The following is a 13,356-nucleotide window of genomic DNA, read 5'->3' on the forward strand; positions in this document are numbered from 1 at the left end:
CGTCACCTCCCCTTGCCCTTGCCGGGTTTCCCCGGCTTGGCCCGGCCGCCGGCGCCCGGCGAGCCGCCGCCCTTCGCGGTGGCCGGTTTGGCCGGCACCTTGCTCGCCGACTTCTTGGCCGGTGGGACCTTGCCCGACGGGGCCTTGGCCGGTGGGGCCTTGCTCGGCGGAGCGGTGGTCGGCGTCGAACCGGCCACCCCGGACACCTGCACGCCGCACCGGCTGTCACCGATCTTGAACTCGACCGGCAGCGGGTTGCCTCCGGTGTAGCTGCCGGTCAGCGCGATCTTCTTCGACGCCCCCGGGGCCAGCACGGCATCCGTGGCGGGCACGTGGAGCAGCACGGTCCGCCCCTGTTGGCGTACCGCCGGCTGGGCCGTGGTGACCGTCTGCCGGCCGGGGAAGGTGAAGCTCATCGTCCAGTCACGCAGCTCCCGGCCGCCCGTGTTGGTGAGGGTCAGGTCGGCGGTGAAGTCCTTGCCGGAGTCCCGGCGCAGCACGTAGTCCACCGCGCACGGGGCCGGTTGCGACAGCACCATCCGGGCCTCAGCCGGCTCGACGCCGCCGCTGGCCGGGCTCTTCGAGGTCACCCCCCAGATCACGGCGGTGACCGCGACCAGGCCGGCGGCGGCCACCCCGGCCTCCGCCCTGCGCCGTCGGGCGGCGGCCCGCCGGGTACGGGTACGCACGGCGGAGAAGGGCAGCGCGTCGGTCTCCGTCGACCAGGGCAGGATGGTGGTCCCCGCGTTCTCCACCAGCGCCGGGTCGAACCGGCCGGGTGCCGGGGAGACCGGCATGATCGCGGCGATCCCGGCGGCGTCGGCGAGCGTACGGGCCACCTCGGCGGTCGCGGGACGGTCCTCGGGGCGCTTCGCGAGGCAGCGCCGGACCAGTTCCTCGACCTCGCCGGGGAGCCCGACCACCGGCGGCATCGGCTCCGGATCGTGGTACATGTGCGCCCGGAGCATCTGGGTGGTGGTGCTGGCCTGCCAGGGCAGCCGCCCGGTGAGCATCCGGTACAACAGCAGGCCGACCGCGTACACGTCGGTGGCCGGAGAGACCTGGCCGTGGTCCAGCCGCTCCGGCGCCAGGTACGCGGGGGTGCCGAGCAGGGCACCGTCCGGGCCCTGGTCGCTCTCCCCCGCCAGCGCGGAGATGCCGAAGTCGACCACCTTCACCCCGGTCGGGGTGAGCATGACGTTGCCCGGGGTGACGTCCCGGTGGACCACGCCCCGGGCGTGCGCGGCGGCCAGCGCCGACGCCACCTCGGCGCCGATGGTCACCGCCTCCCGCCAGGTCAGCCGCCCGCCCCGGCCGAGCCGACCGCTCAGCGGTCCGCCGTCGACCAGCTCCATCACGACGTACGGCACGGTCAGCCCGACCTGCTCGGACTCGCCGTAGTCGTACACGTTGGTGATGTTGGGGTGGCAGAGCCGCGCGGCGGCCTGCGCCTCGACGCGGATCCGGTGCCGGAACGCCCGGTCGTTGGCGAGCCGGGAGGCGAGCACCTTGATCGCCACCTGGCGGCCGAGCACCTCGTCGTAACCGCGCCACACCACCGACATGCCGCCCGCACCGAGCTGCTCGATCAGCCGGTACCGCTCACCCAGCAGCTGCGTGCCGTCGCCACAGACCGATGCACCCATGGTCGGTCCTGTTGCCCACGGCCGACCGGCGTACACCTGACAGGTCGAAATCGGGCAGAAAGTCACCCGTTCAGGCGGTCGCCAGCAGTTGGTCCACCGGGGCGTAGTCGTCGGTGAGCACCAGCGCGTCCCCGACGAACCGGGTCAGCCCGGCATCGTGCACCAGCTCGGCCACCTCGGGCAGCCGACCCAGGCGGGACTCGATCGCGGCCAGCGGCAGCGGCACGTCCGACGCGACGATGAGGAAGTTCGCGCCCTGCCGTCCGGCGAACGCGCCGGGCGGGGCGATCGCCGCGACGTACCGGAACTCGGCGGCGACGGTGGCCAGCTCGGCCCGGATGAACCGGTCCGGCGGCATGTCGATGACGTTCTGCACGTAGATGCCACCCGGCCGCAGCACCCGGCGGATCTCCGCGGCCATCTCCCGGGTGGCCAGGTGCCAGGGCACCACCAGGTGACCGAAGGCGTCGCCGACGATGAGGTCCCGGCTGTCGGTCGGCTCGCCGCCGAGCAACACCCGGGCGTCGCCGACCCGGGCCCGCAGCCGCGGCCCGGTGCGCACCCCCAGCTCCCGCCGATCCAGGTCGACCAGCCCACCGTCGATCTCGAAGACCAGGTTGTCGGTGTCGGGCCGGGTGGCGGCGAGGTAGCGCGGCATGGTGAAGCCGCCGCCGCCCAGGTGCAGGGCGTCCAGCCGCTGCCCCTTCGGCGCGGCCACGTCCGCAACCAGGCCGATCCACTGGGTGTACGCGTACTCCAGGTGGGTCGGGTCGGCCAGGTCGACGTACGAGTGCTGCGCCGAGTTCAGGTAGAGGTAGCGCCCCTCGGTCCACCGCGGGTCCGGCTGCACCTTCGCGCAGTGGTACGCCGTCTCCACGTCACACGGGTTCGGGGCGACCGCGGAGAGCCCCGCCGCGGCCAGACCGACCACCGCCAAGGCGGCCTTCGCCCGGGCCGGAGCGGGCAGCCCGGCCCCCGCCCGCCGGCGCAGGTACGCCCCGAGCGCCAGCCCGGTCGCCCCCAGCACCGCCGCCAGCCCGAGCACGATCACCGTGCTGGACAGCGCCGCCACCAGCACGAAGCCGGTGACCAGGGTGGCGGTGATGCCACCCAGGGTGCCGATACCGGAGAGCCGCCCGACCACCTGCCCGGTACGGCGCAGGTCGGCGAGCTGGAGCTTGACCACCAGCGGGGTGATCGCGGCGAGCAGCCCCGCCGGCACCAGCACCGCCAGCGCGGTCAGCAACAGCACCGCGCTGGCCGCACCGCCGCGCAGCACCTCACCGGCGTACCGGACGACGGGAAGGGTGACCGCGGTGGCGATGCCGGCCAGCACCAGGGCCGGGGCGAGCAGGCCGCGCGGGTCCCGCCGGTCGGCCAGCCACCCGCCCATCCACGCCCCGTACGCGATCGCGCCCAACGCCATGCCGATGACCGAGCTGGTCACCTGGAGGGTCACCCCGACGTACGGGCCGACCAGGCGGAGCGACACGGTCTCCAGCACCAGCACCGCCCCGCTGGAGAGGAAGACCAGGAACGCGGCGAGCCCGTTCGGCAGGGCCCGCGGGGCTGGCACGCTCGGCGCCGGGTCCACCACCACCTCGGAGGATGCGCTGCTCACCGTCGCGATGCTACGCAACCGACCCGGTAGCGGCATCAATACATGGAGACGTGAACATGGTTTGTGTGGTCGGCCGCCGGGCTGCCGCCGCCGCTGTACGACCGCCAGCCGGTGTTCGGCATCCAGATCTGCCGGTACCAGATCACGTACATGACGCCGAGCTTGCTGGCGTTGTTCTTCAGATAGTTGGCGAGGCTGTCCCCATACGCCTTGTCGCCACCGGTGGCGGAGACGTTCTCGAAGCCGCCGGACGCGGCGGAGAAGTCACAGGCCCGCCCCTTCGGGTGCTCGCCGTCGCCGCCGCTGCGGAAGCAGGAGACGTACCGCTTGTAGCCGGCCGCCTTGGCCTGCTGGAGCATGTGCAGGGTCCGCGGGGTGATGCAGTTCGAGGTGGTGGGATCCTTCACCGAGCAGGACTCCGACGGCCACGAGCCGTCGGCGTTGCGCGGCGCCGGTTTGGCCGACGCCGAGCCGCCGCTGAAGCCGGAGCTGCTGCCCGAGCTGACCTTGGCCAGCGCGATCTCGGCGTCCCGCTTCTTCTTCGCCAGGATGGCGAGCTGCTTCTGCTGTTCGCGGACCTCCGCGTCGATGGCCAGCTTGGCCTGGGCGGCCTCGGCCTTCGCCTCGTTCAGGGCCCGCAGCCGCTTGCCGTCCCGCTGGGCCATCACGTCCAGCTCCGCGGCGCGCTGGACGAAGGAGCCCGGGTCGGAGCTGGCCAGCAGCGCCGACACCGGGGTCAGCCGCCCCAGCCGGTACGACTGCGCGGCCACCTCGCCCACCTGCGAGTTCAGCTCGACCAGGCGCAGTTCGAGCTGCGTGAGCTGGGCGTTCAGCTGGGTCTGCCGCCGCTTGGAGTTGTTGAGCCGGGCGGTGGCCTCGATGTGGCCCTTCGCCGCCGCTTCGAGGGCCTGTCGCAGCTGCTTGCTGCCCCCCTCGTCCGGCGCGCTCGGGGTCGGTGCGGCGACGGCGACCCCGGCCGGGACGAGGCCGGCGCCGAGCAGCAGGGCCACCGCGGCGAGCAGGGCGAGCAACGGCCGGCGGACGCGCCGCCGGGTGAGCCTGGTCCTGGGCACGAAAGCCGTCCTTCCGTCGACCGCCGGTCACCATACCGGACCACGCGGGCCGCGCCAGGTCCCCGACCTCGATCGACGCTGGTCATCGACGCAGCGTGCCGGAGGGTGAGCGCACGGTGCCCGTCACTCAGCCATCCAGCAGCGTCGCCCGGACCTGGTCCCAGATCTCCGCGCTGGACGCGACCAGCAGGCCCCGGCCATCGTCGGCCGGGTGGTAGTCGGTCCCGTCGAAGCGGCGGGCCACCCCGCCCGCCTCCCGTACGAGCAGGGCGCCGGGCGCATGGTCCCAGGGCAGGGTGCGCCAGAACAGGACGAACTGCTGCGCGCCGGTGAGCACGTCCAGGTATTCCCGGCCGGCGCAGTGCTGGCCGGGCAGCAGCTCACCGATCCGCCCGCCGCCCGCCGTCACGCGCTGCCCGATGGCCGGGGGCAGGAACCGGGTCATCGCGGTGCCGCGCAGCGCTCCGACCTCCGGCGCCGGCCCGGTGGTGCGTACCGGCTTGCCCTCCAGCCAGGTGCCCACGCCCACGCGGCACATGCCCATGGCCCCGGCCAGCGGGTCGTACACCCAGGAGGCCACCGGCACGCCATCGGTCAACAGCGCCACCATCAGGGCGAACGGACGCCGCCCGGCGGCGAAGTTGGCGGTGCCGTCGATCGGGTCGACCAACCAGACGTCGCCTTCGCCACGCAGATGGCGCAGCAGGTCCGGGTCCTCGGCGACCGCCTCCTCACCGACCACCACCGAACCGGGGCGCAGCCGCCGCAGCCGGGCGGAGATCAGTTCCTCCGACCGCCGGTCGGCGACGGTGACCACCTCGCCGGGCGCCTTCTCGGCGATGTCGGCGGCATCGAGTCGCCGGAACATCGGCACCACGATCTCCGCCGCGGTCTCCCGCAGCACCGCGCCGACGTCCTCCAACAGCCGGTCAGCCACGCGGCGGCAACTTGACCACGCTGACGAAGAACTCGTCGATCTGGCGGACCACCGAGATGAAGCGCTCGAAGTCCACCGGCTTGGTCACGTAGGCGTTCGCGTGCAGCTGGTAGCTGCGCAGAATGTCCTCGTCGGCCTGAGAGGTGGTGAGCACCACGACCGGGATGCGGCAGAGCTCCTCGTCCTTCTTGATCTCCTCCAGCACCTCCCGGCCGTCCCGGCGGGGCAGGTTCAGGTCGAGCAGGATCAGGTCCGGGGTCACCGCGTCCGCGTACTGGCCCTCGCGGCGCAGGTACGCCAGCGCCTCGGCGCCGTCCGAGACCACGGTGAGGCGGTTGCGGACCTTGTGCTCCTCGAACGCCTCCTGGGTCATCAGCACGTCGCCCGGGTCGTCCTCGACCAGCAGGACCTCGATCGGGCTCTTGCCGTCAGCCGGCACGGTCATCCCACCGTCTCCTTCATGCCATCCGTGGCAGCGTCCCCGGCCGCCCCCTCGGGCGTCCCGTCCGACACCGGGTCCGGCTGCCGGCCGACGGGCCCCGCGTCGACGGCACCGGCCGCGGGGAGGGTGAACCGGACCGCGGTGCCCTCGTCGGCGCCGGTGTCCACCCAGACCCGGCCACCGTGATATTCCACGATCTTCTTGACGATGGCCAGGCCGATGCCGGTGCCCGGGTACGCGTCCTTGGAGTGCAGCCGCTGGAAGATTACGAAGATCTTATCGACGAACTCCGGCTCGATCCCGATGCCGTTGTCCCGGCAGGTGATCTCCCACTCGTCGTCGACCAGCCGGGCCGACACGTGCACCCGGGGCGGCACGTCGGGCCGGCGGAACTTGATCGAGTTGCTGACCAGGTTGGCCAGCAGGTTGGTCAGCAGCGGCTCCTCGCCGCGGATCACCGGCAGCTCGTCCCAGGTCAGCTCGGCGTCGGCGTACTGGCGGGCGGCCTCGGTCTGGGCGGCCACGTCGCCCATCGCCTTGTTCAGGTCGACCTCGGTGAAGCCGGTGGCGAGGCGGCCGATCCGGGAGAACGCGAGCAGGTCGTTGATCAGCCGCTGCATCCGCTGCGCGCCGTCGACGGCGAACGCGATGTACTGGTCGGCGCGCTCGTCGAGCTGGCCCGCGTACCGTCGCTGGAGCAGCTGACAGAAGCTGGCCACCTTGCGCAGCGGCTCCTGCAGGTCGTGCGAGGCGACGTAGGCGAACTGCTCCAGGTCCCGGTTGGACCGGGTGAGCTCCTCGGCCTGCTTCTGCAACTGGCTGTTGACCCACTCGATACGCTCCTGCGCCTGGCGGACCTCGTCCAGCTCCTGAGCGATCTTCTGGCGCATGGCGTCGACGTCGTCGGCCAGCCGGCGGAACTCCGGCGGACCCGCCCCCTCGATGTGGTGCCGGTAGTCGCCGGCGGCGACCTCGCGTACCTGGCCCGCCAAGGCGGCCAGCGGCCGGATCAGCATCCGGTCCAGCGAGAGCAGCAGAAGCGCGCCGGCCACCGCCACCACCAGGGCCGCCGCGATCAGCAGCACCACCAGCAGGTTGCTGGTCTCGTTGACCCGGTCGGCGGTCTGCTGCCGGACGGTCTGGATCTCGTCCTGGAGAGTGTCCACCGCGCCCCGGACGCCGTCGAACCGCTGCCGGGTCTGGTCGGTGATCAGCGCCTGCCCGGCGGTCGGGCCGCTGCGCCCGGTCGTGGTGATCACCGGCTCGGCGACCGTGGCCCGCCACTGCGCCGCGCGCTCCTCGACGACCGTCAGCGCGCGCAGCACGCCCGGGTAGTCCCCGGCCAGGTCACGCATCGACGCGACGAGATCCCGCTCCCGCGTCAGCCCCGCCTCGTACGGAGCCAGGTCCTTGCCGTCGCCGTTCACCGCGTACCCGCGGACGCTGGTCTCCTGGTCGAGCAGCGCGCTCAACAGCTCCTGGCCCTGTACGCGCAGCGGGCCGGACCTGACCATGACCGCGTCGATGTCCTGCCGGTTCTTCGCCGCGACCAGCGCCTCGGCCACGGCCAGCCCGAGCAGCAGCACCAGGACCACGGTGAGCAGCGCGCCCACCCGGCGACGCAGGGTCCAGCCCGGCCGATCCGCGTTCACCGGCCACCACCCCGGCTGACCAGCAACATGGCGACGTCGTCGGCGAGCGGGCCGCCGTTCAGCTGCTCGGCCCGGCCGACCAGCCACGCCGGCAGCTCGGCCAGCGGCACCGCCTGACCGGCGGGGTCGGCGAGCAGGTCGGTGAGCCCCGGCACGTCGAGCCGCTCGTCCCCGGGGCCAACCCGACCCTCGATGAGACCGTCGGTGTACATCAGCAAGGACCAGTCATCGGCGTCGAACTCCAGATCGAAGGCGACCGGCCGGCGCGGTCGTACCCCGAGCAGCAGACCGCTCCTGGCCGGCACCGGGGCGACCTTTCCGCCGCTGAGCAGCAACGGCGGCGGATGCCCGGCGAGTCGTACGGTGGCCCGGTCGGCCGCCAGGTCGAGGCGGGTCGTCGCCACCGTGGCGAAGATCTCCTGGAGCCGGCGCTCGCTCATCAGCACCTGTTCCAGGGCGGGCAGCACCTCGTCGTCCGGCACCCCAGCCAGGATCAGCGCCCGCCAGGCGACCCGCAACTCGACGCCGAGGGCGGCCTCGTCCACGCCGTGCCCGCAGACGTCGCCGACGATCAGGTCGATCCGGTCCGGCCGGGTCTGCACCACGTCGAAGAAGTCGCCGCCGATCAGGGCGGCGTGCCGGCCGGGCCGGTAGAAGGTGTGCACCGACACCCGGTCGGTGGTCATCAGCGGCTGCGGCAGCAGGCCCCGTTCCAGGCGGGCGGACTCGGCCTGGCGCAGCTCCACCTCGCGCAGCCGGCGGGCGTTCTCGTCGGCCCGCTTGCGTTCCACCGCGTAGCGCAGCGCGCGGGTCAGCAGAACGCCGTCGACCTGCCCCTTGACCAGGTAGTCCTGGGCGCCCTCGGCGAGCGCGACGACGCCCAGGTGCTCGTCGGAGCGGCCGGTGAGCACGCAGACCGCGGCTCCGCTCGACATCTCCAGCACCTGGCGCAGCCCGTCCAGGCCCTGCGCGTCGGGCAGACCCAGGTCGAGCAGGACGCAGTCGACCCCGGCCACCCGCTGCCGGGCCTCGCTGAGGCTGGTCGCGACCATCAGATCGATCATCGAGTTGGTCTCGGCGAGCAGCTCGCCGACCAGGAAGGCGTCGCCCTCGTCGTCCTCGACCAGCAGCACCCGCAGCCGCTCGCCCGGCGGCAGGTTGGCGGCGTGCCCGGCGCCGCCCGGAGCGGCGGCACGGGGCACGGGGGGACCGACCCCGCCGGGCCCCGGTTGCGGCCGGGTCACCGCCGCGAGACGCGGGAGTTCGCTGGTGATGTCGGACTCCTTCCGAGTGTCCCGCTGATCCTGTATCAGACAACGTTCGCACACAACACGTCCGGAGGCGGTGCGGCGGGCGCGCCGTGGGAGGTTCACCACGGGCCGGCGGGAGGGCAGGATGAGGCCCACCCCCGACCACCCCGAGGAGTTCTGAGTGGGCGTACCCCCGACCCGCCCCGCCGACCGGGCGCTGGCCCGGCCGCGCCGCCGGCTGCCCGCCGCGGTCGCCGCGCTCGCCGCACTGCTCGCGGTCGGCGCCGGTGTCCTGGTCGACCTGGCCACCCCGGCGCCGCGCCCGGCCGACGCGCCGGCGGACCAGTTCAGCGCCGAGCGGGCGTACCAGCATGTCAAGGTCATCGCGGCCCGGCCGCACGTCGCCGGCAGCGCCGCCAACGACCAGGTACGCGAGCACCTGGTGGGCGTGCTGCGCGGGCTCGGCCTGGAGACCGAGGTGCAGGACACCGTCGCACCGGAGGCCGGGCAGCTCAGCGGGGCGGCCGGCGGGGCGACCCTGGCCCGGGTCCGCAACGTGGTGGCCCGGCTGCCCGGCACCGACTCGACCGGCCGGGTCTTCCTGGTGGCCCACTACGACTCGGTGCAGTCCGGGCCGGGCGGCAACGACGACGCGGCCGGCAGCTCCGCCGTCCTGGAGGTGGCCCGGGCGCTCACCGCCGGTCCGCGCCCGCGCAACGACGTCGTCTTCGTGCTCACCGACGCGGAGGAGGCGTGCCTGTGCGGCGCCTCCGGGTTCGCCGCCGGCCACCCGCTGGCCGCGGACGGCGGGGTGGTGCTCAACCTGGAGGCGCGCGGCAGCACCGGCCCGGTGATCATGTTCGAGACGTCCCGGAACAACGCGAAGCTGGTGGACGTCTTCGGCCGGGCCGCCCGGCACCCGGTGGGCACCTCGTTCGCGGTGGAGATCTACCGGGCGCTGCCGAACGACACCGACTTCACCGCCTTCCTGGACCACGACTTCGTCGGCCTCAACTCGGCGTACATCGACGGTGGCGCGATCTACCACACCCCGCTGGACGTGCCGGCGGCGATGGACCGGGGCAGCCTCCAGATGCACGGCGACAACGCGCTCGGCCTGGCCCGCGAGTTCGGCCGTAGCGACCTGCGTGACCTGCGCTCCGGCCACGACGCCACCTACTTCCCGGTGCCGGGCGGGCTGGTCCGCTATCCCGGCTGGCTGGCCCTGCCGCTGGCCCTGGCCGCCCTGGTCGCGGTCGGGCTGCTCGGCTGGCTGCTGCGCCGTCGCGGCCGGGCCACCGCCGGCCGGCTGGCCGCCGGCGTCGGGCTCACCCTGGCGCCGATCGTGCTCGCCCCGTTGGGCGCGTGGCTGCTCTGGGCCGCGATCACCACGATCCGCCCCGGGTACGCCGAGCTGCTCGACCCGTACCGGCCGGTCTGGTACCGGCTCGCCGTGGTGGCGCTCGCCGCCGCGATCCTGTTCACCTGGTACGCGCTGACCCGCCGCCGGGTCGGACCGGCCGCCCTCGCGTTCGGCGGGCTGACCTGGCTGGCGTTGTTCGGCGTACTCCTCGCGGTGCTGGTGCCGGGGGGCGCGTACCTGGCCACGCTGCCCGCGCTGGCCGGCGCGCTCGCCGGCCTGGCGGCGCTGGCCACCCGGCTGGACGGCCCGTGGCCGGTGGTCGCGGTGACCCTGTCCGGCGCGGTGGCCGTGGTGATCCTGCTGCCCACCGTGGTGCTGCTCTTCCCGGCGCTGGGCATGGCGATGGGCGGGGTCGCCGCGCTCTTCGCGGTCCTGCTCGGGCTGGCCGCGCTGCCGGTGGTGGACCTGCTGCACCCGCAGGCCGGCGGCCAGCGGGGCCTGCTGGCGTTGCGGGCCCGTCGGCTGGGCGCGCTGCCGGCGGCCGCCGCCGGGCTCGCCGCCGTGGTGCTCGCCGGGGTCGGCCTGGCCGTGGACCGCTTCGACGCCGCCCACCCCGTGCCCACCCACCTGATGTACGGCTTGGACGCGGACACCGGCAAGGCGATGTGGATCACGCACGAGGAGGATCCGCAACCGTGGACCGCGCAGTACGTCGACGACCGGGCGACCGTCTCCCACTACTTCCCCGCGCTCGGCGACGACGTCTTCGAAATCGGTGACGCCCCCGCGGTGGCCCTGCCGCCACCGGCCGTCACGGTGCTCTCCGACACCACCGCCGGCACCTCGCGCACGCTGCGGGTACGGGTGACCCCGCAGCGGCCGGTCCGCGTGCTCTCGTTGCACGTCGACTCCGAGCCCGACCCGGGCTCGGCGACGGTCACCGCGGCCAGCGCGGCCGGCGTGCCGCTGCCGGTCAAGCCGGTGCAGCCGGGAAGTTCCTGGGGCTTCGGTCTGGTGTTCCACGCCCCGCCACCGGAGGGTGTCGAGGTGACCCTCACCCTGCGTACGCGGGCGGAGAAGGTGGAGCTGCGGGCGATGGACGCCAGCGACGGCCTGGACGGGGTGCCCGGCTTCCGCCCCCGCCCGGCGGACGTCGGTGTGGTCGGGTCGCACAGCTCCGAGATGTTGGCGGTGGCGCGCACCTATTCGCTGTGATCTGTGACCGCAGCAGGTCCTCGGCCGGCGGGTCCTCGACCGCGCCGGCCGGGGACCGCCTCACGCTCGCGCTGGGCCGGAGTGACAATCTGACCGTGAATGACCTCAGGATCCGCGACCGGACCGCCGCTGACCTGCCACACTGCGTCGCGGTCCTCACCGAGGTGCATCGCCTCGACCGCTACCCGCTGAACTGGCCGGACGACCCGGAACTGTGGCTGTCGCCGACCAACGCACTGCACGCGTGGGTCGCGGAGACAGCACAGGGCGCCATCGTCGGTCATGTCGCCCTTCACGACGTCGGTTCCGCCGCGGACGACCCCGCGTCGATGCCCGCAGCCGAGGTCAGCCGCCTGTTCGTCGCACCGGGCGCCCGTGGCTACAACGTCGGAGGCCAGCTCCTGGCCCACGCCCGCCGATGGGCCGCCGGACGCCGGCTCCCGCTCGTCCTGGAGATCGTCGACCACCCACGTTCAGGCCCCGCCATCACCCTCTACGAGCGCACCGGCTGGCGGCACACCCACACGGCCACCGCCACCTGGACCGGCCCAGACGGCGACCCCGTCCGGCTGCGCCGATACACCCTCACCGAGGACGCCTGATCACTACTTCCAGCGGAAGTGGACGAAGAGCCGGCCGAAGTTCTTGGAGTCCTTCTCGACCCGGTGATAGAGCTGCTTGACGTCCTTCTGGTCGAGGAAGCGCAGCACCCGCTTCTTGAGCTGGCCGGAGCCCTTGCCGGGGATGATCTCCACGAGGGTGGCCTTCTTCGCCACCGCCTCGTCCATGATCCCGCGCAGGGCACGGTCGATGTCGTGGCCCTTGTTGAAGATGTCGTGGAGATCGAGCTTGAGCTTCACCAGACCATCCTAGGGACGGCGGAGGGCAGCCCGCCCGGGCTGCCCTCCGCCACGTTCGTCAGCGACCGCGGTTGACCCGGCTCTCCACCCGGCGCAGCGCCGCCGCGTAGTCGGCGTTGGTCGAGTGCATGGCCGCCGCGATACGCAGGTGTCGCAGCGCGTCGGTCGGCCGGTTCAGCCGCTCCAGCGTACGGCCGAGCACGTGGTGCGCGTAGTGGTCGCTCGGGTCCCGGTCGACCAGCTCGCGTAGCTGCTCCTCGGCCCGGCTGAGCTGGGCCGACTGGAAGTACGCCCGGGCCAGCAGCTGCCGGACCGAGGAGTTGCCGGGCTCCGCCTCGACGATCGGTTCGAGCAGCCGCGCCGCTCCGGTCGGGTCACCCGCTTCGAAGAACATGGTCGCCCGCCGGTACTCCGCCAGAAGATCCACTCGACCCACCTCCTCATGTCGCCCGGCCCCTTTGTCCGACGCTGGCACAACACCGGCCGGACCGCGAGTGTTCCTGCGCGGCGAACCTGCGTTCAGGATGTCGGGTAGTACCGGTCGCCCACCAGGTCCCAGGCCCGGACCCCGCCGACGATCCCGGCCGTGTTCGGGACGACCACCACGTCGTCGCCCATCCGGGCCAGCTGTTCCGGCCGGATCAGCCGGGAGTTGCCCCCGCCCAGATAGAGCCGGTCCCAGCGGAAGACCGGCCGCAGCCCCTCCACGACCTGGCGGATCCGCCGGGACCAGAACGCATCGCCGAGGCGGCGGCGTTCCGGCTCCCCGATGTACGTGTCGTAGGTGGTGTTCCAGCGGACCGGCGCGTGCGACAACTCCAGGTGCGGGGCGAGCAGCCCGCCGTCGAAGAGCGCGCTGCCCAGCCCGGTGCCGAGGGTCAGCACCAGCTCGCACCCCGTCCCGGCGACCACGCCCGCGCCGTGCACCTCGGCGTCGTTGAGCACCAGCGCCGGGATGCCGAACGCCTCGGCGAGCGCGCTGCGCGCGTCGTACCCGGACCACTCGGCGACCAGTTCCGGGTCGATTCTGCTGCGCGGCCCGGACCGGGTGACGTAGTGCGGGGTGGCCACCACCACGCCGTGCCGGATCATGCCGGGCATCCCGACCGTGAGCCGGTCCGCCGCCGGCAGGCTGCCGGCCAGGTCCAGCAGCGTCTTGACGAAGAGCGCGGGCGGCAGCGGGTACGGCGTGGGCACCCGCAGCGGCCGGGCGCGCATGGTGCCCGCGGCGTCCAGCACCGAGGCCTTGATCCCGCCGCCGCCACAGTCGATCGCCAGAGTGGTCGCCACGGCAGTG

At 73.4% G+C, this 13,356-nt stretch carries 12 protein-coding genes; 2 read left to right on the forward strand and 10 right to left on the reverse strand.

Going from position 1 to position 13,356, the window contains the following annotated elements; genetic code table 11:
* Window positions 1-2: 2 nt before the first annotated feature.
* The 7 genes from GA0070604_RS28470 to GA0070604_RS28500 all read right to left on the reverse strand — a co-directional run bounded on the left by GA0070604_RS28470 (window position 3) and on the right by GA0070604_RS28500 (window position 8,573).
* Window positions 3-1,646 carry a serine/threonine-protein kinase gene (locus tag GA0070604_RS28470; protein ID WP_091125387.1) on the reverse strand — a complete coding sequence of 548 codons (1,644 nt, stop codon included), beginning with the start codon at window positions 1,644-1,646 and terminating at the stop codon, window positions 3-5.
* 70 nt (window positions 1,647-1,716) lie between these two features.
* On the reverse strand, window positions 1,717-3,267 hold the full coding sequence (locus tag GA0070604_RS28475; RefSeq protein WP_091125390.1) for a fused MFS/spermidine synthase: 1,551 nt from the start codon (window positions 3,265-3,267) through the stop codon (window positions 1,717-1,719).
* 35 nt (window positions 3,268-3,302) lie between these two features.
* On the reverse strand, window positions 3,303-4,340 hold the full coding sequence (locus tag GA0070604_RS28480; RefSeq protein ID WP_091125394.1) for a coiled-coil domain-containing protein: 1,038 nt from the start codon (window positions 4,338-4,340) through the stop codon (window positions 3,303-3,305).
* Window positions 4,341-4,467: 127 nt separating this feature from the next.
* On the reverse strand, window positions 4,468-5,277 hold the full coding sequence (locus GA0070604_RS28485) for an inositol monophosphatase family protein (protein ID WP_091125397.1): 810 nt from the start codon (window positions 5,275-5,277) through the stop codon (window positions 4,468-4,470).
* Entirely contained in the window at window positions 5,270-5,722 is a 453-nt protein-coding gene (locus GA0070604_RS28490) for a response regulator (protein WP_091125400.1), read from the reverse strand. Before GA0070604_RS28490 ends, GA0070604_RS28485 begins: the two co-directional genes overlap by 8 nt.
* The gene (locus tag GA0070604_RS28495) at window positions 5,719-7,371 is read right to left on the reverse strand and encodes a sensor histidine kinase (protein WP_091125404.1); all 1,653 of its coding nucleotides are present in this window, start codon (window positions 7,369-7,371) and stop codon (window positions 5,719-5,721) included. Before GA0070604_RS28495 ends, GA0070604_RS28490 begins: the two co-directional genes overlap by 4 nt.
* Window positions 7,368-8,573, reverse strand: a complete 1,206-nt coding sequence (locus tag GA0070604_RS28500; RefSeq protein WP_091127474.1) for a PP2C family protein-serine/threonine phosphatase — start codon at window positions 8,571-8,573, stop codon at window positions 7,368-7,370. Before GA0070604_RS28500 ends, GA0070604_RS28495 begins: the two co-directional genes overlap by 4 nt.
* 229 nt (window positions 8,574-8,802) lie before the next feature.
* Here GA0070604_RS28500 and GA0070604_RS28505 point away from each other — a divergent pair, with 229 nt between their 5' ends.
* Window positions 8,803-11,199 (forward strand): M28 family peptidase, encoded by a 2,397-nt coding sequence (locus GA0070604_RS28505; RefSeq protein ID WP_091125408.1) that lies wholly within the window; start codon window positions 8,803-8,805, stop codon window positions 11,197-11,199.
* Window positions 11,200-11,294: 95 nt separating this feature from the next.
* The gene (locus GA0070604_RS28510) at window positions 11,295-11,801 is read left to right on the forward strand and encodes a GNAT family N-acetyltransferase (protein WP_091127475.1); all 507 of its coding nucleotides are present in this window, start codon (window positions 11,295-11,297) and stop codon (window positions 11,799-11,801) included.
* A gap of 3 nt (window positions 11,802-11,804) precedes the next feature.
* Here GA0070604_RS28510 and GA0070604_RS28515 read toward each other — a convergent pair whose 3' ends face one another.
* The 3 genes from GA0070604_RS28515 to GA0070604_RS28525 all read right to left on the reverse strand — a co-directional run bounded on the left by GA0070604_RS28515 (window position 11,805) and on the right by GA0070604_RS28525 (window position 13,349).
* Window positions 11,805-12,059, reverse strand: a complete 255-nt coding sequence (locus GA0070604_RS28515; RefSeq protein ID WP_013736060.1) for a Smr/MutS family protein — start codon at window positions 12,057-12,059, stop codon at window positions 11,805-11,807.
* A 58-nt stretch (window positions 12,060-12,117) separates the two neighbouring features.
* The gene (locus GA0070604_RS28520; protein ID WP_091125413.1) at window positions 12,118-12,486 is read right to left on the reverse strand and encodes a tetratricopeptide repeat protein; all 369 of its coding nucleotides are present in this window, start codon (window positions 12,484-12,486) and stop codon (window positions 12,118-12,120) included.
* Window positions 12,487-12,578: 92 nt separating this feature from the next.
* Window positions 12,579-13,349, reverse strand: a complete 771-nt coding sequence (locus GA0070604_RS28525) for an ROK family protein (protein ID WP_091125416.1) — start codon at window positions 13,347-13,349, stop codon at window positions 12,579-12,581.
* Window positions 13,350-13,356: the final 7 nt, after the last annotated feature.

Source organism: Micromonospora eburnea, from assembly GCF_900090225.1.
Taxonomy (GTDB): Bacteria; Actinomycetota; Actinomycetes; order Mycobacteriales; family Micromonosporaceae; genus Micromonospora; species Micromonospora eburnea.